This is a genomic window from Dictyobacter aurantiacus, assembly GCF_003967515.1.
Taxonomy (GTDB): Bacteria; Chloroflexota; Ktedonobacteria; order Ktedonobacterales; family Ktedonobacteraceae; genus Dictyobacter; species Dictyobacter aurantiacus.
This window is the reverse complement of record NZ_BIFQ01000001.1, coordinates 3610185-3636140: the sequence shown is the minus strand read 5'-3', so window position 1 is coordinate 3636140 and position 25956 is coordinate 3610185. Positions and strand designations below refer to the sequence as shown.

Annotated in this window: 14 protein-coding genes; 10 read left to right on the top strand and 4 right to left on the bottom strand. The window is 56.7% G+C overall.

The genetic code is table 11. The features are described from left to right. Positions 1–301 precede the first annotated feature (301 nt). The gene (locus KTT_RS14690; protein WP_126596686.1) at positions 302–1714 is read left to right on the top strand and encodes a DNA polymerase Y family protein; all 1413 of its coding nucleotides are present in this window, start codon (positions 302–304) and stop codon (positions 1712–1714) included. 40 nt (positions 1715–1754) lie between these two features. Here the strand turns inward: KTT_RS14690 and KTT_RS14685 are convergent, their stop codons facing one another. Further along, positions 1755–2606: a polyphosphate kinase 2 family protein gene (locus tag KTT_RS14685; protein ID WP_126596685.1), complete on the bottom strand. Its 852-nt coding sequence runs from the start codon at positions 2604–2606 to the stop codon at positions 1755–1757. Positions 2607–3206: 600 nt separating this feature from the next. On the opposite strand from KTT_RS14685, the gene KTT_RS14680 reads away from it, so the two are divergent. The 4 genes from KTT_RS14680 to KTT_RS14665 all read left to right on the top strand — a co-directional run bounded on the left by KTT_RS14680 (position 3207) and on the right by KTT_RS14665 (position 13686). Next, the gene (locus KTT_RS14680; RefSeq protein WP_126596684.1) at positions 3207–5711 is read left to right on the top strand and encodes a DUF4012 domain-containing protein; all 2505 of its coding nucleotides are present in this window, start codon (positions 3207–3209) and stop codon (positions 5709–5711) included. 469 nt (positions 5712–6180) lie between these two features. Continuing rightward, positions 6181–7437 (top strand): DUF4097 family beta strand repeat-containing protein, encoded by a 1257-nt coding sequence (locus KTT_RS14675; RefSeq protein WP_160145875.1) that lies wholly within the window; start codon positions 6181–6183, stop codon positions 7435–7437. A gap of 224 nt (positions 7438–7661) precedes the next feature. Next, positions 7662–9809, top strand: a complete 2148-nt coding sequence (locus tag KTT_RS14670; protein ID WP_126596682.1) for a DUF4012 domain-containing protein — start codon at positions 7662–7664, stop codon at positions 9807–9809. 274 nt (positions 9810–10083) lie between these two features. Further along, positions 10084–13686 (top strand): AAA family ATPase, encoded by a 3603-nt coding sequence (locus tag KTT_RS14665; protein ID WP_126596681.1) that lies wholly within the window; start codon positions 10084–10086, stop codon positions 13684–13686. A 23-nt stretch (positions 13687–13709) separates the two neighbouring features. On the opposite strand, the gene KTT_RS14660 is transcribed toward KTT_RS14665, so the two are convergent. Continuing rightward, positions 13710–15122 carry a deoxyribodipyrimidine photo-lyase gene (locus tag KTT_RS14660; RefSeq protein ID WP_160145874.1) on the bottom strand — a complete coding sequence of 471 codons (1413 nt, stop codon included), beginning with the start codon at positions 15120–15122 and terminating at the stop codon, positions 13710–13712. Positions 15123–15331: 209 nt separating this feature from the next. On the opposite strand from KTT_RS14660, the gene KTT_RS14655 reads away from it, so the two are divergent. From KTT_RS14655 to KTT_RS36180, 3 genes are all read left to right on the top strand, one after another. Continuing rightward, the gene (locus KTT_RS14655) at positions 15332–15517 is read left to right on the top strand and encodes a hypothetical protein (RefSeq protein WP_126596679.1); all 186 of its coding nucleotides are present in this window, start codon (positions 15332–15334) and stop codon (positions 15515–15517) included. Between the two features lie 491 nt (positions 15518–16008). Continuing rightward, complete coding sequence (locus KTT_RS14650; protein ID WP_126596678.1) at positions 16009–17355, top strand: IS701 family transposase; 1347 nt, start codon at positions 16009–16011, stop codon at positions 17353–17355. Between the two features lie 388 nt (positions 17356–17743). Continuing rightward, on the top strand, positions 17744–17908 hold the full coding sequence (locus KTT_RS36180; RefSeq protein ID WP_160145872.1) for a hypothetical protein: 165 nt from the start codon (positions 17744–17746) through the stop codon (positions 17906–17908). Between the two features lie 21 nt (positions 17909–17929). Here KTT_RS36180 and KTT_RS14645 read toward each other — a convergent pair whose 3' ends face one another. Together KTT_RS14645 and KTT_RS14640 are read right to left on the bottom strand one after the other, a co-directional pair. Next, on the bottom strand, positions 17930–20890 hold the full coding sequence (locus KTT_RS14645) for a sensor histidine kinase (protein WP_160145871.1): 2961 nt from the start codon (positions 20888–20890) through the stop codon (positions 17930–17932). A gap of 142 nt (positions 20891–21032) precedes the next feature. Next, positions 21033–23012 carry a nitrilase-related carbon-nitrogen hydrolase gene (locus KTT_RS14640; protein WP_126596676.1) on the bottom strand — a complete coding sequence of 660 codons (1980 nt, stop codon included), beginning with the start codon at positions 23010–23012 and terminating at the stop codon, positions 21033–21035. Positions 23013–23338: 326 nt separating this feature from the next. Between KTT_RS14640 and KTT_RS36175 the strand changes: the two genes are divergently transcribed. Together KTT_RS36175 and thrS are read left to right on the top strand one after the other, a co-directional pair. Continuing rightward, positions 23339–23596, top strand: a complete 258-nt coding sequence (locus KTT_RS36175; protein WP_160145870.1) for a hypothetical protein — start codon at positions 23339–23341, stop codon at positions 23594–23596. Between the two features lie 556 nt (positions 23597–24152). Continuing rightward, a complete protein-coding gene (thrS, locus tag KTT_RS14635; protein WP_126596675.1) occupies positions 24153–25943 on the top strand; it encodes a threonine--tRNA ligase in 1791 nt (596 codons plus the stop codon). Positions 25944–25956 lie beyond the last annotated feature (13 nt).

The following is a 25956-nucleotide window of genomic DNA, read 5'->3' as shown; positions in this document are numbered from 1 at the left end:
GCCGCGGATAGCCTCAAGACATTCAATTTAAGATCGAGCAAAACGAGAAAAGCGGACAGCACGTGCTGTCCGCTTTTCTCGTTTTGCTAAAGGGAGAGGGCGGTGAACGGGTCGGGCTGGATAGGCATAAGCAGAATTTTGGTATATAATAGAAAGAATCGATGGGCGAGAAATTACGGCTCTATAGCTTGAGTCATTGATATGCGAACTCGCACACGTCCGTGCGTTGGTTATTGTAGGGGGGATCTACCACATTTTTTGCCGTTCGCCCAACAAAGATATTATACTATAGAAGAATGCTATGCAACAATTTCAGCGATCATCATCACGACAGGCGACACAGAGCTCTGAACCTATGACGGACGAGCAGCCACCGTACCATGCGACCAACGAAGTCGACGAGGCGGCCCGCGCAGCGGAACGTGCCCGACTCCGTCAGGGTGTTATGCATGTACGCATCGACCACTTCTATTGCACGATGGAAGAGCTCCTGGACCCCTCGCTACGCGGTCAGAGCTTCATCGTCGGCACCGGAACCGGGCGCCCCAATGAACCGGGACGCGTCATCGACGTGTCACCGGCGGCCGCGCGCCAGGGGCTTGTGCCGGGCATGCCGCTACGCCGCGCCCATCGCCTGGCTCCCCGTACCCGCTTCTTGCCCGCTTCGTATGACCAATATCAGCCGGTCCTGCAGCAGCTCAAGGACCGCTATCGCGCCTACTCGCGCATCATTGAAACGCTGCCTGTCTCCGATGCCTTCATCGATCTACGTGGCTGTGAGATCCCCTTTACCAGTCCTGTGATGCTGGCGGAACGTCTGTGCGCGGAGATCGCTGAAATGGGGCTGAGCGCCCTGATCGGCGTTGCCAATGGTAAATCCACGGCCGAACTGGCGGCCTTGATGAGCCGCAAAGATGGTCGACAGGGCGTCCTCTATATCCCACATGGACGCGAGGCTTCATTCGTGCAGACGCTGCCGCTCTCTCTGCTTACGCGTATGCGAGCCGCCGGTAGCGGACTGGCTACAGCCTTACCAGAGCTCAACGAACCGGGTCAGCAGCACAACGGCGAAGCGAAAAACGGGCAGGTAGACCCGGTGGCCGTAGCTGATATGGTCGCCCATCTGCGCGACTTTGGCATCACGTCATTCGCGCAGGTCGCGGCCCTCACCGAGGAAGGGCTGGTCCGCCGCCTGGGTCCACTGGGAGGATGGCTCTATCGCGTAGCCATAGGGGATGACGATAGCCTGGTGGTCCCAGACGCGCCGCCGCTGAGCCAGAATGCCCGCGTACGCTTCCACCACCAGGCCGATGCGGACGAAACCTGTAGCGCCCTCAATAAACTGGCCGCGTATCTGAGCGAGCGCCTGCTGGAGCAGCGTCTAAAGGGGCAATCCATCGCGTTAGTCCTCTGGCCCAATCAGATCCGGCGTCATACACGCAAGCTGGTCTCTGGCGAGGATGGGGAAGAGATGGCCTTTACCATGCCCGAAGAGACAATCGGCGGTCAGCTCCTGCTGGACCGGCATACCGATCAAGCTGATATCATCGCCCATCATAGCCTGATGCTGTTCGCCCACTACCATAAGGCGGGCATGCGCTACCTGCAGGTGCAGCTGCGCGTCGGCGACATGATCACTACCGCGCCCACCACCTACTATCCACCGCCCGCAAGAGCTCGCGGCCGGCTGACGCGCAAGCTGTCAGCCCCGTAAGCTCACAGAGGTGCGCCCCCAACCGGCTGGCCGGTTCAGACTATAGTCCATTAAACTTGCCGCTATCACGGAGCTGCTGCAGCGCTTCCAGCTCTTTGCGGCCGCGCTCCTCAAGGTCAGCTTTCCACTCATCCTTATACTTACGCATGGTATCGACCAGCGTCTGTGCGATCGCCAGGTTGCGGTACCATTTATGGTTGGCCGGAACGATATACCACGGCGCCTCGTCGGTACTACACTGACTCAAAGCATCCTCATACGCCTGTTGATAGTCATCCCAGTACTGCCGCTCAACAAAATCGCTGCTCGAAATCTTCCAGGCCTTATCTTTTTCATCGACACGAGCCTGCAAGCGCTCTGCCTGCTCATCCCGGCTGATATGCAAAAAGAACTTGAGGATAATCGTCCCGTTGTCGGCCAGCCGCTTCTCAAAATGGTTGATCTCTTTGTAGCGCCGTTTCCAGACATCCTCGGGCACCAGATTGTGGACACGCACTACCAGCACATCCTCATACTGCGAACGATTAAAAACACCGATCACCCCTTTGGGAGGGGCCGCGTTGTTGATACGCCAGAGAAAATCGTGCGCGGCCTCCTCAGGCGTCGGCACCTTAAATGATGTCACGCGGCAGCCCTGCGGGTTCATGTTCGAAAAGACATGGCGGATCGTGCCATCCTTCCCACTGGTATCCATACCCTGTAAGACCATCAGCAGGCTATGGTGCTGGGCCGCCGCCAGCAGTTCCTGCAGTTCATCCATCTCACGACCCAGTTGTGCCAGCACCTCATCCGCCTCATCATGCTTGAATGAAGGATGCACATAATCCGGATCATACTCCTTTAATTTAACGTGCTCACCCTCGGGAACTTTCCATAACAAATCATCGCTCATTATGGGCTCCATCCTTTCTCTTCTCAGTCGATACGCTTATTTTTTTAACACTCTCCAGGCCAACAACAGGATACACCCATAACATTGAAGGACCACTTCACGGAGACGACAAAAGCTCGCTTTTCTCATCTCCATCTTGCTGTCCTCTTTTTATTCAACAATAACGTACACATAATGTAAGCCTTGACAGCATATCCTATGATCATCGCCTGCTGCCTGCATGGGGTTTTGCTCCTGCAGTGCTCAAGAGTCCTTTAGTTGTTGGTGCACCAGGGGCGCGAAGGAGCCCCTGGTGCACCAACAACTAAAACCGGTGCGGCCGCATAGCGGACACCTGTGCGGGGGCGCGTACGTGCCCCCAACATAAGGGAAGTCAGACACATTCTGAAAACCACACATCGCCAGAAAAAAAGCCTGCCATAGCAACTAACGAGTGTGACATTAGTCAGGTGCCGGGAACAAAAATGAAACACAAGCATAGACACAAGCGTTATAATTTATGTATGCTTCTGTTTTAATTTCTATTATCAACTATAAGCACAATACGCATCTGAAAGTTATTGGAGCCTTACAATAGTATTACTACATAAGAGGTTATAAATGTTACACGCACATGGCACCGATGGTGTCGAAATGCAACCTCTCCCAGAGCCGACTCAGGGTACCAGTGCCAGCGATTCACAGACTGCTCCATCTTCCTCGACTATCCCTGTGGATAATTTGTTAAGTTCTGAAACACCGGTGAGTCCCTTACCCGAGGGGGCCTATGTCCTTACGCCTCCTCAATCGCAGGAGATTGATCTCCTCGACACCATAAAAGCTCCAGCGCAGACCGTGGGCAGCGTAGCCTCCTCCCAGAATATCGGTTCACGACAGGCACAAATTATCAGGAGACGACAATTTCTGCATCGGCATCACTACTCTCGTCGCCTCCAACGGAAGTTGCAGCGCACCTTCATTCGCAGTTCGTTAAAGAGGAAAAGGCAAGCATCGAAACTGGCAACGGTCAACTATATTTTACTCGGCATACTCTGCCTGGGAATCGTCCTGCCCCTTGTCTTGTCGGGCGGCTATGTACTCCAGGCATCTATAACTTTGGGCACCCTGGGGACCGATACCGTCAACGGAGTCAACCATTTACGGACTGTAAAAGATCTGCTGAGTAGTCCACCAAAGGGCAGTGGTACCAGCAAAAAGTTGCTGGACCCTAACAAACTGGCGCAGGCGAAGATTGAGCTGACAGCGGCCCAGCATGATTTCGAACAGGTGCAGACCATCTTGAACACGACCCCCTGGCTGGAGTCAGCGCCACAGTCCGCGCCACAACTCACACCTTATTTTAGAAGCGTGCACGCCGCCAGCCAGATCGGCCTCGATATTATCAGCATCGGGCAGGAAGCCGTCAACACGGGAATCTTACTGGCGCCGCAGATGCAAGGGAGTCTGCTAAGCAACAGTAAGGCGCCCTTGATTACCGCACCCCAGTTCAAGCAGATAGAGCTGGCGTTCAATCGCATCCTGCCAAAACTGGAGAGCATACAGACACAATCAAAACAGCTGTCACTGGACCTGTTGCCAATGAGTCCGGACCTACGTAAACAGGTCACTTCAGGGCTTCAAATCCTGTCCCAGGTTGTTACCACAGCCAAAAAGCATCCTGACCTGGTAAGCTCACTCGGTTGGCTGCTGGGTGTAGACCAGCCGCGTAACTTTCTGGTACAGACCATGGACCGCGGTGAACTGCGCGCCACCGGTGGCTTTACCGGACAATATGGAGAATTATCGATCCACAATGGCCGCGTGGCGCCCTTCTCGCTCCAGAACATCGCCCTGCTGGAATATAGCGCTAACAGTCCGACGTATGGCAACGTGGCGCCGGCAGCGTATCGCTCCTGGTGGCCCTTCGCCAACTGGGGACTGCGCGACGCTAACCTGTCAGCCGATTTCCCCACCTCCGCCAACCTGGAGATGGATCGCTACAAAGCGGAAGTCAACAAATCGGTCGATGGGGTAATCCTGTTCACACCCATCACCATCCAGCACGTTTTGCGGGCCACCGGGCCGATCACGATTTCACGTTACCAGGAAACTGTCACAGCCCAGAACCTGGAGGACAAGCTGCACTACTATCAGCTTTCACATCCTGGTATCGCTAAAGAGAAGCGCATCGAGCACCTCAACGATGATGAATCGGCGCGCAAGATGTTCACGTCGGCCCTCGCGCATACGCTGATCGACCATATCCGGCAGGCACCGCTCAAAGAATTGTTGGGTATCACTCAGCAGATGCTCGCGGATATGCAGACACGCGACCTGCAGGTCTATTTTACCAATCCAACGCTCGAAAACGTCCTGAAGCAAAACAATCTGGCCGGCGAGATGGATCGTTCGCCCAACCGTGACGGCCTCTACATTGACCAGTCCAATGTCAGCGTCAGCAAGGCCTCGCAATATGTCCAGACCGCCTTTACCGAGAATGTGCAGCTCGACAGCAAAGGTGGCGCCACCCACAACCTGACCATGTACTTTAACTATCAGCAGACCGGGCCGGTGTATGGCTTTGACACCTACCGGGACTATCTGCGCTTCTATGTGCCGACCAACGCGAAGTTCCTCTCTGGCAGCGGCTTCGACACCGGCGATCCCCTTTGCGGAGGCGTGCTGGGCGATTGTCCTAAAACGAACGTCTACCCTCACAAAGAGCTAGTCTGCCCGCCGGGACAATATATCGCTGGCTTCGCTTCGCCCATGCTCTACGACCAGTTCGTCGGCGAGGATCATCCCCTGGACAAAGTAGGTGGGCCCGACAACTTCCAGAGCGACATCCCCCAGCGCGGCATGATCGGTGGCTATATACTCATCCCTAAAAACTGCGTAGCAACTGTCAAACTCTCCTGGTACGTGCCGGCTCACTCCACCCAGACCTACCAGTATTATGTACAGCGCCAGGCAGGCACCAATCCCGATTATCGCCTGACCATCCAGCCCGCTGCATGCAAAGGTCAAACGCCACCGGAAGCCGTCCACTACAGGACCGACATGTCAAAAGACGTGTTATTCAGCCAGAAGATAGACGCGTGTTCGTCCAGCACAGGCGGCCGCTGACGCGGCCGCCCGGTTTTTGAATGTTGGGCGTAACAGGGGCGCCTTCGCGCCCCTGTTACACCCAACATTCAATGGACTATTGCACCTGCAATGCCCACAAGCCAGTTGTATATTGGTGCATGGGGCGTAGATGCACCCCTGCTACGCCCAACATTCAAGGGACTGTTGTGCATCGCAGGTGCCCACAAGTCAGTTTGTATATTGGTGCATGGGGCGTAGATGCACCCCTGCTACGCCAAATATATAATGGATTGTTGTGCATCGCAGGTACCCACAAGTCAGTTTGTATATTGGTGCATGGGGGCGCGCGGATGCGCGCCCCCATGCACCAATATACAAAACCGGGGCGGCCGCGCAGCGGACGCCCGTGTGGAGCGCGCATCTGCCCCACGATGAGAAGATATGATTGAACTTTTGGGAGGGTGGAACGTATGCTATGGTAGAGTATATTTTCAAGGAGGGCCAGAGCATGCAGAGCCAGGAAGGCGATTATTATCAGCAAGAGCAAAGGCAGGCTCCCGCACCCGAACGGGTAGTCAATACCGATCCACGCGAGCAGCCACCACCGCTGTCAGCTATCCCCCCCTACACCTATCAGGAACGCCGCTATGAGGATGGCTATGCGAGCTCATACGCGCAGGACGATAGCTGGTTCCGTGAGGCGGAAGGTGAGAAGCTGCGTCCCCAACCCGAAGCACGGCGCGGCATGGGTGGCATTGTATCCATCCTGGCCATCCTCATCATCGGTATCATCATTGGCAATACGGTCCATATCATTGGGGGCTGGCTGATCTGGGCAGCGCTGGCCGTTATCGTCGTGGGTGGCGGAGCATTGATAGCCAGCAACTGGCACGTCATCACCATTCCAATGCCGGTCGAGACGTTTCCCATTCAGGAGCACGCCCGGCTGGTTGTTAACAATGCCTTCGGCACCGTCACTGTGCGCCGGGGGGAGCAGCGCCAGGTCACCATCGCACCCACCAAACGCATCAGCGGGCCGTGGGCCACGGCCGACAATATACCTCTGAATTATGATCAGCAAGGGGATCGCATTACAGCCAGCAGTGAGTTCCGCTGGTCCCCACTGCAGTTTGGCATTCGGCGCATCGACCTGGAGATTATGGTCCCCGAGAATTGCGATCTGCAGATCAAAAATGGCGCGGGCAACATACAGGTACAGGACGTATCCGGCGACCTCAAGCTGCGCACAGGGAGCGGTTCCATCGCGCTCAACGCGCTGGGGGGTCAGGTGGCCGCCATCACCGGCAGCGGCACAATCAACGCCGACGATCTGCGGGGCCGAATTGAACTGCGCACCGGAAGTGGCACCATTACGACCAATCACCTTCAGGGCAGCCTCGCGCTCAAAACCGGTAGCGGCTCCATCGAGGGAACGGACCTGAATGGACAGGTAGAGATGACCACAGGCAGCGGCCGCATCGAGATCGGGCCGAGCAACCTCAACGGCGGCTCATCATTTAAAACCGGTAGCGGCTCCATCAGCTTCGTCGGCTCGCTTGATCCGCTGGGCAGCTTATCATTTAAAACCGGCAGCGGCTCCATCAGCCTCATGCTCCCATCGGACTCGTCCTTCAGCCTCAGCGCTTCCACCGGCTCCGGCGGGGTCCACAACGAATTCGGCGGCAGCGAAATCGGCAGCGGTCCACGCGCCCGCCTCATCGCCAAAACCGGCAGCGGTCGCATCACCATCCAACGCACCCCGTAAACCCGAACCTCACGCCCGATGCCCCCACCCCATAGGTTCGGACCTCGCGTCCGATTACCCCTTCCCGTACAACACCTCCCATCAAAGAGGTACCGTACGGGAAGGGGCACATGTATCCTCGTCAAAATACCTCCCGAGAACGTTGTGGTGTATAGTATCAATTCACCATAGATCAGCTTCAACACTTATCCCGGCCACACATGATGTCCTTCAGGGGTACATAGATGCTTAAAGAGCGGAACAACACGCGGATACAGCAGGCGGCACGGCAGGCCAGGTCGCACTTCCGCCAGCTCTCACGACCGGTGCGCATTACGCTGGTCGTGCTGTTGCTCTTTCCACTGAGCCTGACGCTACTGAGCGGATTGGACACCCTGGTCATTTATGGCCAGGCGCGCAGCGGCATGCAGCACCTCTACACCATCCAGACGCTCTTTAGCGGTCCCCAGGGACATACGCTGGATGACAGCAGGTTGCGGGCCGCACAACAGGAGATGGCGGGCGCCCATAAAGATTTCTACCGCCTGCAGCGCAAGCTGGACAGCGACCCGCTCATGAGCCTGGGAGCGGGACTATTTCCCCAACAACTGCAGTCGCTGCGCGCCCTCAGCCGCATGGGGTCCGATGCCACGGCCATCGGGCAGCAGGTACTCGGTACGCTCCATGAGCTGTTTCCCAATCAACAGCAACTGCTTGTGACACAGCACACTCTGGCGATAGTGCGCCAGGACGTAGATTACGCGCTGCCACGCATCGCGCGGATGCGATCCGAGGCCACGCGGGTTATACCGACATCGCTCCCCCTTAATGATGGTCAACGGCGACAGCTCTCCTCGCTGCTGCAGGCCATGAGGCAGATCAACAGCGAGCTGCTGGAAAAAGATACCTTGTTCAACGCCGTGAGCTGGCTACTGGGCGCCAATGAACCGCGCACCCTGCTGGTTCAGACCATGGACCGGGCCGAGCTGCGGCCCACCGGCGGCTTCACGGGTCAGTTTGGCGAGCTCGCGATCGACCATGGCCGCGTCGCCCCGTTCACCCTGAAAGATATCGGACCAATTGAAGAGCACAATCCCACCAGCCGGGTACTGGGAATGCGGCCACCAGAGCCATTCAGCTGGTGGCCCATCGCCAACTGGGGACTGAGAGACGCCAACCTGTCAGCCGATTTCCCCACCTCGGCACGGCTGGCCATCAAGGTCTATCAGCACGAATTTGGCAAAAGCCTCGACGGCGTCATCCTCTGCTCGCCTCTGCTGATCACCCATGCCCTCGAAATCCTTGGGCCCGTGACGATCCCGCTCTACCACGAGACGATCACCGCCCAGAACATGGAGGAACGGCTGCATTACTATCAGCTAGATAACCGGGGCATCTTGAAAGAGATCATCATCGAAAAAGTGCGGCAGACCCCGGCCGATCCTTTAATCGCCAGCAACCAGGCGCGTAAGCTGTTCACCCGCCGCCTCTCGAATGCCCTGCTGGACCGGGTGCGCCACGCTTCGCCCGCTGAGCTTCTCCACCTGGCGGGAGGACTACTACACGATCTGCAGACCAGGAACCTCCAGATCTATGTCAATAATCCCCAGCTGCAGCGGCTGCTGGCCAGCTATGGGGCGGGTGGCGAGATGGATCGCTCAACTGGACACGATGGACTCTTTGTGGTGCAGGCTAACCTCAGTACAAATAAAGCCTCACAGTATGTCCATACGCATATCCAGGATACGGTCACGCTCGACAACCGAGGGGGCGCCACCCATCTCCTGAAGTTACGCCTGATCTATACGCAGACCGGACCCGTCTATGGCTTTGACACCTATCGAGATTATGTACGTATTTATGTGCCGCCCGCCAGTACTCTGCTCTGGGGCAACGGCTTTGATGCTGGTTACGCCCATCCCCTGTGCGGCGGCATGGGCTATCCACGCTGCCCGCATACCAATATCTACGGGAATGGCGCCCTCATGTGTCCACCCGACATGGCGCAGTCCGGCTACGCAACCTGGATCTTAGGAGATCCATACTATGGCGAGCCGCATCCCATGGATCGCATCGGTCCCCCTACCAACACACAAAGCGACGAGCCAGGACGCGCCATGTTCGCTGGCTGGGTCATCGTCCCCAAAAATTGTAGCATGACGGTCACCCTTTCCTGGTATGTTCCCCCCACAGGAAACTATCCCTATAGCCTGCTCATACAGCGCCAGGCCAGCACCCAGCCAGAAATAGACCTGACTATTCACTCCACCAGCGAGGCGTGTCAGCGGCTGCGTAGCGGTAGCCTGCACTTCCAGGGTATCATGGACGATGATCGACGCTTCACGTCATCCCCGGCGACCCATGGAAGTTGCAATATGGCAACCAGGGTATAGATTACATCACCGCAAACAAAACACAATCTGGCGATCCTGCGCATCGATAGCGGTATTAGTTATCACCATAAGCGCACAGACGTGATATAATTAGGGTAGATTTTTTCCTCGCCCTGTCTAATATCGATGCTAGCAAAAACAATCTCTGACTAATCCGAACTATTGACACATAGAGGTTGAGACACGTATACTGCTTTTGCCGAGAACTCGTGTGTGTTTTTGTAGCAGTCGTAGATATTACGATTGACGGGAAGATTGTGGAAGAGAAGTATTCATGGAACAACCAGCCCTATTAAGCATCATACGTACAGAAGCAAGTTACCGGTTTCGTCTTGATCTTCCCGATGGCCCCATTGGCCAGGAATATAGCACGGACATTACGCCTGAGCTACGTGAACGCCTTCGACGCGCGTTACAAACAATCAACCAGACCGGTCAACATAGCGAGGTACGCCGCCAATCTCAGACTCAGAAGTTTGGGCCCACCAATGAGGCCTTACTTACGTTAGGCCGCTTTCTTTTCGACTCCTTACTCCCGGCTCCGCTCCAGGAAACGTTACGTCGACTTGATTCCACGTTGCTTATCAGCACCAATACGCCTGATATTCCCTGGGAGCTACTCTATGATAACAGTACCAAATCCAGGCGCTATATCTGCCAGGCGCTCAGCGTTGGACGGTTACTGCTCCAGGATCGTGAGCAGACCCAGCGCGGCGCCAGTCTCGATCGCGTAACCCGTAGTAAGGCCAATAAACGCGACACCCAGGGGCTGTCGGTGCTCTTCCTGGTCAATCCTACCAGCGAGCGACCGACCGCCGAAGAGGAGGTCGCCTCGCTCTGCACCAGTTTACCTGAGTCGGTGACACGTATCATCCTCTATCGCCAGCAGGCCAACCAGTTGGAGATGCGGGTACGCATCAGCTCGGAAGCGCCCCATGTGCTGCATTACGCTGGCCCGCTCCCGGTGAATACGGCGGATAATGAGCCGGCCCTGGCGCTGGCTGGTAACGCTCAACTGGATAAAGGCGCCCTGGAGCAACTCCTGCAGGGACTGCCAAAGCATCCACTGGTATTTCTCAGCTATCACGAAGAAGAGCGCGCCAACCGCAATGCCACGGGCGCGCAACACAATATACTGGATCGCGATGAGCAGATGGAACGGCTGGCCGGCTCCATTCTGGCGGCTGGCGCGGGCTCCGTAGTGGTACAACGCTGGCCGATACCGGCCAGTAAGGCCCGCGAGTTCATGATGCTCTTCTACCAGGATATCGCCGATGGTGTCACCCTGGGTGAGGCCATGCGCCGGGCGCGCATCGCTATGGCTCAGCACTATAGCGACGATACCTCCTGGCTCTCATTTGTGCTGTATGGCGATCCAACCCAACGCCTGGTAGTAAGCACGCTCTCGAATAAGGAGCGGCAGTTTGAGCAGCATATTGATCCGTTCGACGATAGCCAGTTGATGTCGCCCCTGCTCTCCTCGGGCAACTCACCCGACCGCCGCTTCATGAAGGCAGTGCTCGAGTTCGCGCTGAACGAGGCACGCCGCATGCATAAGGACTATCTGGGGACGCCGCACCTCTTTATCGCCCTCACCAAACTGGATGGAGGCTGTACGCAGGATGCCCTGCGCAGCCTGGGCTTCTCACCCAAACAGGTACGCGACGTCATTCGCCTGGCCCTGGGCTCGGGTAAAGCCACCAGCGATACACCTATCCTTCCGACCCGGCGCTGCAAAGAAATTTTACAGACGGCCGAGAGTAACGCCATCAACGCGGGCTCATCCTCGGTAGATGAGCGGGCCATCGCCCAGGCGGTCTTAAGCGAAGGTGATGGGGTGACACACGAGCTGCTCACCAAACTGGGCATCAATCCCACCCAGCTCATCGAGATGATCCTGACCAGCAATGCCCACGCGCTGCTCGAACTGGTCCCATCGGCTACCTCGAATCAGGAGCGCGCCGCCGATGAGCTACAGGGCGCGATCAATCCCGAGGCCATCGCCAAAGGCAGCAACTCGGCCCTGGAAAAACTGGGCCGCGACCTGACGAAGCAGGCCAGCAACAAGCAGCTGCCTCCCCTGATCGGTCGCGAAAAAGAGCTACGTCAGCTGATGCAGACCCTGATGCTCAAGGACCGCAACAACCCCATTCTGATCGGCGACTCAGGCGTGGGTAAAACCACGATTGTCGCAGGACTGGCTCAGCGCATCGTCGATGGCAAGGTGCCACCGGAACTGCGCGGCAAGCGCCTGATCGAGCTCTCCGCCAGTTCCCTGGTCGCGGGCACCAAGTATCGTGGCGAATTTGAAGAGCGCCTGCTGAAGGTATTGGAGGAGGCCGAGACCGGCGGCAATATTATCCTCTTCATCGACGAGATGCACCTGTTGATCGGGACCGGACGCGCGGCCGACGGCAGCATCGATGCCGCAGGCATCCTCAAACCAGCCCTGGCGGGCGGCCGCCTGCGTTGCATCGGCGCCACCACCCCACAGGAATATCGCCTGATCGAGAAGGACGCCGCCATGGAGCGCCGCCTGCGCCCGATCCTGATCGAGGAACCATCTCCGGAGGACGCGCTGGTCATCCTGCAGGGGATGCGCGACCTCTACGAGGAGCATCACCATGCCTCGATCACCGACGAGGCCCTGCAGGCCGCGGTCCATCTCTCGGTGCAATACCTACCCAATCTGCGCCTGCCTGACAAAGCCTGTAGCGTGCTCGACGAGGCCTGTTCACAGGCACGCGTCTTCTCCATTGAAGATGAATCACAGCAACAGGATGATCTGGATGAGATCGGCGCGCAGCCAGTAATTACCGCCGCCATGATCGCGGAGATCATCTCATCGCGTACCGGCATCCCGGTGCGGGCCCCCGGCCGCGAAGAGCGCGACCGCCTGCTCAGTCTGGAATCGCGCCTCAAATCGCGCGTGATCGGCCAGGATGAAGCGGTCAAGCGCGTGGCCCAGGCGATCCAGGTATCACGGGCGGGCCTCAAGCCGCGCAACCGTCCCGCCGGTGTATTCATGTTCCTGGGGCCAACCGGCGTTGGCAAAACAGAGCTGGCGCGCGCGCTGGCCGCCGAGGTCTTCGGGTCCGATGAGCACCTGATCCGCGTTGATATGTCGGAGTACATGGAGAAGCATTCCGTCTCGCGCATGATCGGTGCCCCTCCTGGCTATGTAGGCTACGACCAGGAAGGTCAATTGACGGGCAAGCTACGACGACGACCACACTGCGTGGTCCTGCTCGATGAGCTGGAAAAGGCTCATCCCGAGGTCTTCGACCTGTTCCTGCAGGTCTTTGATGCTGGTCGCCTGACGGACGCCCAGGGGCATACCGTAGACGCACAGCACGCCATCTGGATCATGACCTCGAATGTCGGAACAGACATGCTGGGACGCTCAATGCCCAGCGGATTCCGTGCCAGCATCAAGGGGACCGCCGAAGAGATGCAGCGCGATCGGCTGATGGATCGTCTGCGCGAGACCTTCCGACCGGAATTTCTCAACCGCATCGATGACGTCGTCATCTTCCATCCGCTCAACCAGGAGCAGACGCACTCGATTACGCGCCTGCAGATCAACGAACTGGCGGCCCGGCTGCTGGAGCAAGGGCTGATCCTGCACGCCGACGACAGCGCCATCGACCTGCTCTGCAAAGAAGGCTTCAGCCAGACCCAGGGGGCGCGCCCCCTGCGCCGCGTCATCGAGCGGCTCCTGACGGTTCCCCTGAGCCTGCGTATCCTGCTGGCCAACATTCCCCAGAACGGAGAAGTACACGTCAGCGCCATCGACGGCAAGCTCGAAATCGACATCCGCGAACCATCCGCCCGCGTCGAAGTCCCCGTCGACGCCCACGTCGAAGCCCAAACATAACCCCATCCCGCATAGGTCCGGACCTATGCGGGATGTTTGCCGTATTTGGCGATATAGCCGGCGGTATCGAATTTACGCTTCAGGCCCTCAGCGGACATATAGCGCACGAGGCCAAAGATCGGGCGCTCCTTCCAGGGCCGATCGTGCAGGCCGCCAATGGCCCAGCTGATGCCGACGTAGCCGTTGGCATCGCGGCCGTCCAGCTCATACTTATCATTGAGATAGACCGCGCAGGCAAAGGCCTCCTCCGGCGTCTCGCTCCACTCAAGAATCTTCTTGCCCCAGTACATGCGCATGTAGCCGTGCATGCGACCGGTACGCGCCATCTCCAGCTGGCTCGCGTTCCACAGCTCATCATGGGTACGGGCATGCTCAAGCTCATCGCGCGTATAGAGCCACTCGCGTGGATCCTGCTGATGCTTGCGCAACGTCTTGATACCCCAGTCGGGACAGCCCGCCAGCGTATCATAGTGAAGATTATGCCAGGCGAAATTGATAGCCAGTTCGCGGCGTACGATCAGTTCCTCCAGGTAGGCCGCGCGTCCACCGGTAATATCGACCTTCGCGCTCCCCGTCTCTGGCGGCTCATACTGCTCCACATCCCAGGCCAACTGCTGCACAGAGAGCTGACCAAAGTGCAGGTACGGCGAGATCTCGCTGGTGCCGGCCTGTAAAGGATCGTTGCGGCGCTCCGAGTAGTAGTACAGACGCTCGTGGAGCAGACGCTGTACCGCCTTACGGCCCTCGCTCTGTCCCCCGTGCATCAATGTGGAAGGCTCGACACTGCGATCAATCTTCAACTGCTCCAGATACGCCAGGGGATTATCCGTCCGCCCCGAATCGCAGGGAGGTTTGGACAGTTTGTGCGTCGGTGAGGCATCCACCACCGGCTGCAGATAGGTTGGCAGCAGGCGCTCGATCTTGGGACGTAGCGTACGGGCAGCGTACTCGGCTTTGGGGAAAAACTTTGAGGGCACTACCACATCGCCATCCACGCAGGCGAACGGCACCTGCAGCCGTTCCTGCACCTCTTTACGCCAGCCCCGTGGGGTACGCAGCTCACATTGATCGCAGATAACCGCCGCCACAGACAGCTCGCGCGCCAGGCGCGTCACCTCACGCGCTGGATCGCCATGCCGAATGATCAACGGCGTACCACGTCCACGCAGGTCTCTCGCGGTAACCGCCAGACCCTCCAGCATAAAGGTATAGTGACGTAGATTGGCCGCCGGATACTCCGTCAGCACAAACAGGACCACCACAGGTAGCTTGAGCTGATTTCCCAGCGCGATCGCCGCGTTCAGCGCCGGATTGTCATGTCCGCGCTGCGAATGCTGCATCCAGTACAGCACATATCTTCCCTGCTCCGCGCAATCGCCCGGACGATAGATCTGTACGCGCTCATCTCGCGCGAAAAAAGAGCCGATATCGATCATAACGAAAGATGATCCCTCCACAGTTCTTCTAACCATTTAAAGTGTTTCCGCAAGAAGACGCCACAGGGATCATAAAGAGGGTATCCAAAAAACGGAGAAGAGATGAGCACGCCAATACTCGTACCCATCTCTTCTCCGTTTGGTGGGGGGAGACAAGGAATTCAAGCAGTCACGCCGCCAGAACAACGTTCCCACTTGAGGGTTATCTTTTGTGGGAGCAACAACCAACGATTTGTCTGGAACAAGCCTGCAACGTCAACGGGACGCAGCAAGGAAGGAACGGAACGCATGGAGCCTGGCTCAACACACCATTCCGGCATCCCGCGTCATCTCCATATCCGGAGGCTCGCTCAACAGAACTGATTGGCACCCCATTGCTCATTGCTCACCACTGAAGACAGTATACCTGCAGTCGCTTTACACGCTCTTTGATGAGGCTTAACAGCGCGTTACGCGCCTGAACCCCCTTCACAGGCTCACCTGATTCCGTCATATCTCCATTAAGAGCTATTAATAGAGAAGAAAATCGTCAAAGTCTTACATAAGACAACATGTGGCATGTTGCCTTACTCCTGTCACCCTGGGGGCGCGTGAGCACCCCCACACGCGCGTCCGCTACGCGGCCGCCTTGGATTTAGTATGTGTTGGTGCATCGGGTGCGCTTATGCGCACCCGATGCACCAACACATACTAAATCGATGTGTGAGTCCCGCGGGGCTCAGAGTCCGTTTTAAGTTGGCACATGACGTGCACATCCCACTCACCCGATGCACTGACACATACTAAACTCGACTTTGTACATTTTTGCTAAAAAGGCAGGCATGAGGCCCCCGTGAAGGTAAGATAGAACGATCTAGCAAAAAGTTCTCTTACCACGGAGGCTGTCATGCCCGTACCAGAAACCATTATAGCCGTTGTGGCCCCCTTTCGGCCATTGTTTACCGCTCCGACTTGGAGAAAGTTAATGACGTTATTGACAGGAACCCTGCTCGCTCATGGTCCTCGCACCGTCTGTAGCGCGTTGCGTTTCAGCGGGGAGCAGGGGAACGAGCACTGGAGTAGCTATCATCACGTGCTCAATCGCGCGCGGTGGTCTCCTCTGGCGGCCAGTCGGTGTTTGTTGCTACTCATCGTCGAGACCTTGCTGCCCAAGGGAGCCCCCATTCACATCGTGATTGATGAAACGCTGGAGCGACGCTGGGGTCCCATGATCAGCAAACGGGGTCATTATCGTGATAGCGTCCGCTCCAGTCGCAAGAAAACGGTGAGTAGCAGTGGGTTGCGCTGGATCGTGATGGGAGTCGTTTGCACGCCCGCCTGGAGTCAGCACCCCTGGACCTTGCCCTTTCTCGCAGTCCTGAGCACCACTCCAGCCGTCAGCGAGCACACTGGCAAGCGGCACAAAACGATTGCCATGTGGGCGGGGCAGATGATCAGTCTGTTGCATCGCTGGCTTCCCGATCGCGAGATCTGGGTGGTGGGTGATGGAGCCTACAACTGCCTGGCGTTTGGACTGCACTGTGCCAAACGGTCGGTCCGCTTGATCACTCCCTGCCAGTTCGATAGCGCGTTTCATGATCCCCTCCCCCCACCTGAGCAGTTGCCCAAAGGGGGCAAACCACGCAAAGTGGGCAAACGGCAAGCCAAGCTCAGCGAGGTGCTGCACGATCCCTGTACGCAATGGGAAGAGCAGGTGATCCCCTGGTATGGGCAAGGAGGGCGCCGCATGCAGTGGTGCAGTGGAACGGCATGGTGGCATCGGGCCAAACAGCCCCCCTTGCCCATTCGCTGGGTCCTCATCCGAGATCCAGAGGGCAAGCAGGAACCCAAAGCGTTGTTGTGTACAGATCAACACGTCAGCCCGCTCACGATCATCCTCACGTTCATGCTCCGCTGGAGCATTGAAACCACCTTTGAGCAAACACGTGCCCATTTGGGGTTTCAAACCCAACGACAGTGGTCTGATACCGCGATTGAGCGCAGCACGCCGCTGCTCTTAGGCACCTACAGTTTGCTCACCCTGATGGGAACGCATCTGCAGAAGCGTGAGCCGATCACACCAGAGTATACGGCCTGGTACCACAAATCAGAAGCGACCTTCCATGATGTGTTGGCCACCATTCGTGTGCAGATCTGGAAGCAGCAAATCAATCTGACAGCTGCCCGTGACCCTGCTGTCAGACTGCTCGGGTCATCCGTGCTTGATCGGCTACTGTTTGCCGCCTGTTTTTAGTTGGAAATGTACAAAGTCGAGCTAAATCGATGTGTGAGTCCCGCGGGGTTCAGAGTCCGTTTTAAGTTGGTACATGACATGCACATCCACTCACCCGATGCACCAACACATACTAAATCGATGTGTGAGCCCTGTGGGACTCAGAGTCCGTTTTAAGTTGGTACATGTGGCGCGCGGATGCGCGCCACATGTACCAACTTAAAAACCGGTGCGGCCGCGTAGCGGACGCGCGTGCGGGGGCGCTCACGTGCCCCCAGGGTGACAAGAGTAAGACCTACTTCCCCTCATTTTGTGGTATCATAAAAGTGATCTATGCTTCTAGCTTGAATATATTCTGATATCGGTGGTTATACATAATCCAACCGCACGAGGAGGTTTTCATTTCGATATGAAGGCAGTTAAAACACATGTAGGGCGCTGCGACACCTGCGGCGAGCCAGCCGCCTACGCCCAGTTATTGGCTGGCGGACGCAGCTTCCGCTTCTGCGAACAGCACGCACCCTTACTGGTAAAGAAACAGGCCGAAGCAGCGGCCAGCAGCAACAAAAAGTAGTAAAGTAGTCACGAACTTCTATCAGGCCATGGGCAACAGTATATGGAATGTAGATCCCCCTCCCGGCACGCCTCTACTCTCAATCCAAATCTTCCCTCCCATGGCTTCTATTAAACGCCGGGAGATATAGAGTCCCAACCCCGATCCTCGAATGGGGCTATTCATGTCGCTTTCCAGGCGATAGAAGCGTTGAAAGATACGCGTCTGATCCTGCGGAGCGATCCCTTTGCCCTTATCCGTAACGCTGATCACGACCATCTTGTCCTGTTCCGGCGAGCGCCCCGCCGAGAACAGCAATGGGGTGCCAGGAGCAGAATACTTCAGGGCATTGGTACTGATATTCATCAATACCTGGTGCAGGCGCAAAGGATCGGCATAGACGTAGAGCTGCGCAGGAATATTGCAGCTCACCTGGCGCTGATCCTGCGTCACCTGCGGCTCGATCAGGACCAGCACCTTCTCAAGAATCTCTTGCACCGAAACGCGACTGATCAAGGCTGGCTTGATGGCCGTCTCAGCCTCGATGCGGCTAGCATCCATCACATTGCGCAGCAGCACCTCCAGCTCTTCACATCCCAACTGCGCTTTATGCAGGAACTCGCGCCGCTGCTCGGCTGGAAGCGTCTCATCATACTGGGCAATCAGCTCAATATAGCCCTGCACAGCCGTCAGCGGTGTCCGCAACTCATGGGAGGCCGTCACCATAAACTGATCTTTCATCTCATCCAGCTCCTTCAGCTGCTCATTGGCCGTGCTCAAGCGCTGATAGAGCTGGGCATTGGTAAAGGCCACACTGGCCTGCTCCACAAAATCTTGGGCATGGGGAATGTCTGACTCATCAAAGGAGAGGTCGGTATTGCTGCCCAGGGGTACCGAGCTGGCAAAAATCAACAGACCATGCAGATGACCACCGGTCACCAGGGGAGCCAGGATCGCTGTATAGATACGGTGGCGAATCAATTTCGCTTTGAGCACAAACTGGCGTGAGCCCGGATGATGGTCACGCGAAACGATGGCATGCTGGCTGCTCTCAGTCAAAAGTTGCATCTTGCGATACGGGCTGACCTCCAGCAAGAAGGGGTGAAGCGGCTGAGCCGTCTCCTGCTCGTATTCCGAGATGCGCAGGGAGGGCCACTCGCTTAACTGCTGGCTACTTTGCTGTCCATCGATAGAGATAGCCAGCGGCTCTAGTACGCCCTCAGCGCGCCTGATATAGAAGATCACGTAGTCAGCATGCAGCGCACGCGCCCCCTCGACACAGATCAACTGGCTCAACTCCACCGGCTCAATGACGGCCGCGTTCAGGCGCGTAGAGATGTTGACCATGGCCCGAGCGAACTTCTCACGCTCACGCGCTTGCTGGTACAGATAGCTATGCTCGATCACTGTCGCGATCTGATCCACATAGCTGCGCACCATCGATGCCGTTGACAGATCGGTGCGCGACAGCACGTGGCGCGCCACCCCCAGGCTACCAAGGATGCGTCCCTGGTAGATGATGGGAAAAAACATCATTGAAGGGATATGCTGTCGCTCCTGCCAGCGGCGCACCTCACCGGGGAGCTCGCTCAAATAAGTGGACCAGTGGAGCTCGCGTTCATAGCCCTGGGCCACTACTTGATAGAGAATGGAATCGCCGGTCACCCGGCACTTCAACGGCTGCACCAGTTGCGACGCGGTATGCACCAGCAGGTGCGAACGCTCGGATAGCGGCTGGTTATACTCCTCTAAGAGCAGCAGCATCACCGAGGTAAAGCCAAACTGCGCGATCACCACGTGCATGATATGCTCACACAGCGTATCCAGTTCTAATATATCCGCCAGCTGAGCCACCAGGTTGCGCACCTGCTCGGCCTCGTGAAAACGCTGATCGCGCTCGCGCAGCAGAGCCGCATTTTCACGGGTCGCGAAAAAGTGGCGCACCACAATCAACATGCCGACAATCGAGCTAAGCGTGAAAAGCCCATCCACTCCTTCATTAGCCGGACGATGAATATACATCACCTCAAACACACATAGACCACCAAGTAGCAGAGCCAGCGGCACATACATCCCCTGTATCGGCAGTTTATAACGGCAAATGCGATCGGTATCCAGGGCGCTCGTTCCCTTATCAGGAGCCATGTTCTCCGACGCGATGTTCAATTCCGCATCAGACAGAGCATGCCGCGCCTGGGCCTGATACTGGTAGAGCGCCGATAAACCCAGCACGAGCAGGCTGGCGATCCAGCAACCATCAATCCAGGGGACATGGTGCTGATAGTACAGCACACTATTGGCATCAAACCAGCCAGCGCCAGCATCAGCCAGTGTATTTAACGCCAGGCCAACATTCAATAAGAGCAGAGGAAGGCGCATACTGGTCCGCACCCCCTGCTGCCAGAAGTAAGAGAAGAGGAGAAGCAGAAAGACATCCCCCGCCAGCGCAATGATCGAGAGGCGTAAGCGCGGCAGCCACTCTCCCACCAGCATATCAGCAGGGGGTGCGACCATCGGATAGATGGTTATGAGGTACCAGCAGATACCGGCCAGGCAGAAGGTGGTAATTAATACATCCACCACCTTGCTGGCGCTCAAACGGGATATTCCGGGCAACGCGATAATGGCGGTAAAGAGAAAGGGATAGAAAAGGCTAGAGATCATATACCTGATAGGCAGAAAATATAGATCGTCGTGGATGTACCAGGCAATATTTTCCGCCACCCCACGTGTACAGAGGATGAGCAGCCCCAGAGCGATACAAAGCCAGGACAGGCGTCCTTGCATCACGATACGTGTGCGAGAACGCCTGGACCAGTACCATGCCTGCCAGGACCAGAAAGAGCCGATCAAAGCAGCCAGCGGCACCGTGACACGCGCACAGGTGATGACTGCCCGCAATCCCACCAGTCCATTCAACAAAAGCAAGCAGGCCAGAGAGAGAACAACAAACATCGATGCAACAATTGCCGCGATTATGCTGTAGCGAGACAATTTTTGCATCGATGTACTAAGCCTTCTCTCCTCTATAGCCACCGTCTTCATGCATGCTCCGCGTTAATTATAAGCATTCAGGCATTCGGGTATGCAGGCAGTCAGTTATTCAAGCATCCAAGTAAGAACACCAGTATCCACGACTGGTCAGCTAGTCCTGACGTGGCTTACGGATATTCGCGCGTACAAGATCCATATACCAGAATACCTGGCGTTTGCGCAGCATAGGCTTGCTGCGCACGAGATTTCCTGGAATAGAATCCAGAATATTATACGCCAGTTCACCGGTGAGCGAGCCAGCCATATCGCCCGGACTATACTCCAGCATACGCGTCGTACGACGACCTGTACGCTGCTCGCGCGTATCAATCGTCATCATCATCAGGCCGTCTTCATCTTCGTCAGCGATCACCTCTGTCAGAGTGTAGAGGCTACCCGCGCCCGGAGAGAAGATACCGCTAAGGCCATTGGCCTGGATGCCATGCGCCTCTCCGAACCAGTTGGCCAGGGCCAGGTAAACATTATGCTCGGCCGCCCGCGTGCGCCAGATCAAGAAATGGAAGGGCTCATTCACACCACCATCATCATCTCTAAAAGATGACGAATGAGACAGTTGTAAACCAATAGGAGCAGGGAAGTTCAGCATGGCCGGAGCGCACACCAGATCCGTCCCCTTGCTGGCCAACACACGCAGCGTCTCCGGGAAAAGCACATCGTAGCCCGTTGCCAGACCGATGCGACCCGTGGGTGTATCAAAGGTTGGAAAGCCCAGGTCACCGGGCAACGCCCACAGGCGATCAAGCTGGCTCAGGTGTATCTTACGATAGATGCCATACACCCCTTCAGGATCGATCAGTAGCACGGTATTGTAGTATGTATCTTCACCGGCCTGCTCCGCCACACCCAGCACCATACTGATCTGCAGATCGTTGGCCAGCGCGACCAGAGCTTCCGTTTCGGGACCCGGGACCTGTATCGCCCCCTGCTGGAAATGCGCGGCCAGAGCGGCGGTATCCTGGCTATCGATAATCTGCTGAGGAACCGGTCCCGGCAGGAGCAGTTCCGGCAGCACCATCACATCCGGGGCGGCCGGCGCGTTATCGTGCATCTGCATCTTCAGCCAATCATGCAGGAGCGAGATACGCTCGGCTGCCAGCATTCCAGGAGAAGCCACGCTAGAAGACAGATCCATCTGCACAATGCCCGCACAAGACAGTTGTCCGGTTGGCAATTCACCCAGCTCATACAAGCTATGGTAGCGCAAAGGCTCCCACAGATAGCTGTTATGCACCACCTCCCGATAGCTGGCGGGACGCCGATCATCCAGTGGCCAGCCGATCACCTCATCCTCATGGAGCCAGCGCTTATCGCGGCACCGCTGCAGATCCACCTCGCCATAGATGATCCCTTCACCATCCTCCAGAAAATCCTGGATGGTCCCATCCGGATTGATTACGCAGCTACCACCGCGAAACTGAACGCCACGCTCACGCCCATAACGATTGGCGACGATCGTATACAATTGATTCTCAAAGGCGCGAGCCATCCACCAGCTGCTCGGGCAGGACTCATCAACCCAGTTGGTAGGAAAGAGCAGCACATCGGCCCCGTGCAGGGCCGCGATACGGGCCGACTCGAAATATCGAGCATCGCCGCTGATAAGCGCGCTCAAACGCCCGATAGGGGTATCCCAAACCGGGATGCCCAGGTCACCATCGCGTGCCCAGCGCGGATCTCCAATATCGAGATGCACCTTGCGATATACACCCACCACCCCATCGGGCCCCAGCAAAACCATACTATTGTAATAAACCTGGGTCGCCACATCTACCTCGGGCAGACCCAAAGCAATATAGCAAGCGTACTTACCGGCGAGCGCCTGAAAACGCTCGGTAGTTGGACCGGGAATCGGCTCCGTATAGGGACCGATCTCCTCACCAGAAATCCAGCAATATCCGGTGGTCGCCATCTCTGGCAACACGATGAGACGCGCATCGTGCGTAGCCGCATCTTCTACCAAACGGAGAAGGTCCAGAATGTTCTTTTCTTTCTCTCCGAACGTTGGCTCATACTGAATGGCAGCCACTCGATACTGGGAGATTGGTGATTGTTGTGTGAAGTGAGAGCTCATCAAAGCTTATGTGCTCCTGGCGTATGACTATGCGAAAGTCATCACTTAAACAAGGCACTGACATATCGTGATAACCCTTGTATTATAGCACGACAACTCTTTGCTGCGGAATAGCATCACCCGAACGTCTAGTGCGCCCTCTGCGAGGCCTTTTTCCACTTTTTGCCCTCTCTTTCCAGGAGTAGGTCTTATTCTCGTTGTAGCAGGACACTGAGCGCCCACACACGCGCGTCCGCTGCGCGGACGCCCTGGTTTTGTATGTGTGTGCATCGGGTGCGCGGAGGCGCACCCGATGCACACACATACGAGGAGTAGAAGAGAAGCCATTGACGCCTGCGTTGATGGCTGCACGCCAGATACACCCGCACAGACAAGGAGTAGAAGAGGAGCCATTGACGCCTGCGTTGATGGCTGCACGCCAGATACACCCGCACAGACAAGGAGTAGAAGAGGAGCCATTGATGCCTGCTTTGATGGCTGCACGTCAGATACACGCGCACAGACAAGGAGTAGAAGAGGAGCCATTGACGCCTGTTTTGATGGCTGCACGCCAGATGCGCACCCGGTCCATGGAAGAGCGCTAAGTTCACAGAAGCCGAAACATATAGTATATATACTCCCCTTTTGTCAGCCAAAGGGATACTCAATGGTAAAGATCCAGCACAGATAGTGTAGCCACTCGTGGATATTCCATGTGTGTTGAATATGTACATTTACAGGGGATTACAGGCTATGTTATAGTTATTGTTAATAAAAATAATCAGGGCAGAGGCTCCCAATTTTGTATGGGAGCGTGGTAACGCGAGACATGTCCTTTCCCAGAGGTGTACAGAGAGGATGCATCGGCGGCTGAGAGTGCTCCCGATACCGGTAAGAAAGATGATACCCCTCGCCAGCCTGTACTGAGGCAGTAAAGTACACGTTTCACCCGCGTTAACGGGTGCATGAGCACGTTTCTCTTGCCTGCGCAAACATCATATAGAAGGCTTGCGGTTAAGTTCGCCGTTGCCTATGGCGTGTAAGGTGATCAGAGCAAGAAAACGCGGAAACAGGGTGGAACCACGAAAAGCGCCAGACCTTTTCGTCCCAGTGTGGGATGAAGAGGTTTTTTTGTTGTTGTCAGCTAAGGAGGCTTTGATTATGTCGGTTGAAGTTGAGCTTCAGGAGTCGGTACAGTATACGCCGCTTCAACGTATGCGCCACTCGGCTGCGCACGTCATGGCGGAGGCGGTCCAGGAGATCTTCCCGGACGCGAAGTTCGCGATCGGGCCTGCCATTGAGGATGGTTTCTATTATGATTTCGCCCTGCCACGTCCCCTGACACCTGAAGACCTGCCGGAGATTGAACAGCGTATGCGCCGCATTATCGCCGCCGGACATCCTTTTCTGCATGAGCAGTGGCCGCGCGACAGGGCGCTGGAATACTTCCACCAGAAGGGACAGGAATATAAGGTCGAGATCATTGAGAACCTGCCCGAGGAGGAGGTTGGCATCTATCAACAGGGCAACTTCCTGGATCTATGCCATGGTCCACACGTGGAGAACACGAGCCAGATCGGGCCGATCAAGCTGATGCGCGTGGCGGGCGCCTACTGGCTGGGGGACGAGTATCGTCCCATGCTGCAGCGCATCTATGGCACGGCCTGGTTTAATCAGGAGGAGTTAGATCAGTATCTCTGGCGGTTAGAGGAGGCGCAGAAGCGCGATCACCGCAAGTTGGGACGCGAGCTCAAGCTGTTCACCTTCAGCGACGAGGTCTGCGCTGGCGTGCCTATGTTCTATCCACGCGGCGAGACGCTACGCCACCTGATGGAGTCCTATGTGCGCGAAACGCAGGAGCGCTATGGCTATCAGCACGTCTGGACATCGAATATTGGCAAGGTGCGCCTCTACAAGACGTCCAGGCACTGGTATAGCTATCGCGACCACATGTTTCCGGTCATGAAAGGCGACCAGGAGCTAGCGGATGACGATGCCTACATGCTGAAGCCGATGAACTGCCCGCATCACATCCTGATGTTTAAGTCCCAGATGCACAGCTATCGCGAGCTGCCCATCCGCTACGCGGAGTCCGACACGCTCTACCGCTATGAGAAGACCGGCGCGCTGACGGGCCTGGCTCGCGTGCGCAGCGTGACGCAGGACGACGCCCACGTCTTTATGCGTCCCGACCAGATTCAAGAGGAGTTCAATAAGGCCGTCAACCTGACGCTGGAGGTCTTCGAGACCTATGGGCTGCAGGACTACTGGGTACGCCTGTCGCTACGCGATCCACATAAGATGGAGGAGTATGAGGGCAGCGACGAGGTCTGGAATACGGCCGAAGCCGCGCTACGAGAGGCCGTGGATAGCCGGGGCATCCAGTATGAGGAGGGGATCGGCGAAGCGGCCTTCTATGGTCCCAAGGTGGACTTTATGGTGCGTGATGCTTTGGGCCGTGAGTGGCAGTGTTCCACGGTACAGCTCGACTTCGTGCAGCCGATGAACTTTGAGCTGGAGTATATCGGTGAAGATGGGCAGTCGCATCGTCCAGTAATGATCCACCGCGCCGTCACCGGCTCAACGGAACGCTTTATGGCCATGCTAATCGAGCACTACGCCGGCGCCTTCCCGGTCTGGCTCTCACCGCTACAGGCCATGGTGATCCCGATCGCCGATCGTCACCACGACTACGCATATAAAGTGCTTGCGCAACTAAAGGCCGCTGGCATCAGAGCCGAAGTCGACGGCCGAGGGGAACGCATGAACGCCAAGATCCGTGACGCCCAGTTGCAGAAGATCCCCTACATGCTGGTGGTGGGAGATAAAGAGGCGGAAGCCGGGGCGGTCTCCGTGCGCCTGCGCACGAATGTTGATCTCAAAGCGGTTGCGCTGACGCAGTTCATTGAGCGTGTCTCAAGGATCGTTGACTCCAAGAGCATGGAGTTATAGAACAGGGCTCGGC

What these genes read in the sequence shown, in the direction of transcription:
- KTT_RS14640 (WP_126596676.1), bottom strand. Translation starts at nt 23,012, where the DNA reads ATGAGCTCTCACTTCACACAACAATCACCAATCTCCCAGTATCGAGTG.
- KTT_RS14690 (WP_126596686.1), top strand. Translation starts at nt 302, where the DNA reads ATGCAACAATTTCAGCGATCATCATCACGACAGGCGACACAGAGCTCT.
- KTT_RS14660 (WP_160145874.1), bottom strand. Translation starts at nt 15,122, where the DNA reads ATGATCGATATCGGCTCTTTTTTCGCGCGAGATGAGCGCGTACAGATC.
- KTT_RS14650 (WP_126596678.1), top strand. Translation starts at nt 16,009, where the DNA reads ATGCCCGTACCAGAAACCATTATAGCCGTTGTGGCCCCCTTTCGGCCA.
- KTT_RS14685 (WP_126596685.1), bottom strand. Translation starts at nt 2,606, where the DNA reads ATGAGCGATGATTTGTTATGGAAAGTTCCCGAGGGTGAGCACGTTAAA.
- KTT_RS14665 (WP_126596681.1), top strand. Translation starts at nt 10,084, where the DNA reads ATGGAACAACCAGCCCTATTAAGCATCATACGTACAGAAGCAAGTTAC.
- KTT_RS14680 (WP_126596684.1), top strand. Translation starts at nt 3,207, where the DNA reads ATGTTACACGCACATGGCACCGATGGTGTCGAAATGCAACCTCTCCCA.
- KTT_RS14670 (WP_126596682.1), top strand. Translation starts at nt 7,662, where the DNA reads ATGCTTAAAGAGCGGAACAACACGCGGATACAGCAGGCGGCACGGCAG.
- thrS (WP_126596675.1), top strand. Translation starts at nt 24,153, where the DNA reads ATGTCGGTTGAAGTTGAGCTTCAGGAGTCGGTACAGTATACGCCGCTT.
- KTT_RS14645 (WP_160145871.1), bottom strand. Translation starts at nt 20,890, where the DNA reads ATGCAAAAATTGTCTCGCTACAGCATAATCGCGGCAATTGTTGCATCG.
- KTT_RS36180 (WP_160145872.1), top strand. Translation starts at nt 17,744, where the DNA reads ATGAAGGCAGTTAAAACACATGTAGGGCGCTGCGACACCTGCGGCGAG.
- KTT_RS14675 (WP_160145875.1), top strand. Translation starts at nt 6,181, where the DNA reads ATGCAGAGCCAGGAAGGCGATTATTATCAGCAAGAGCAAAGGCAGGCT.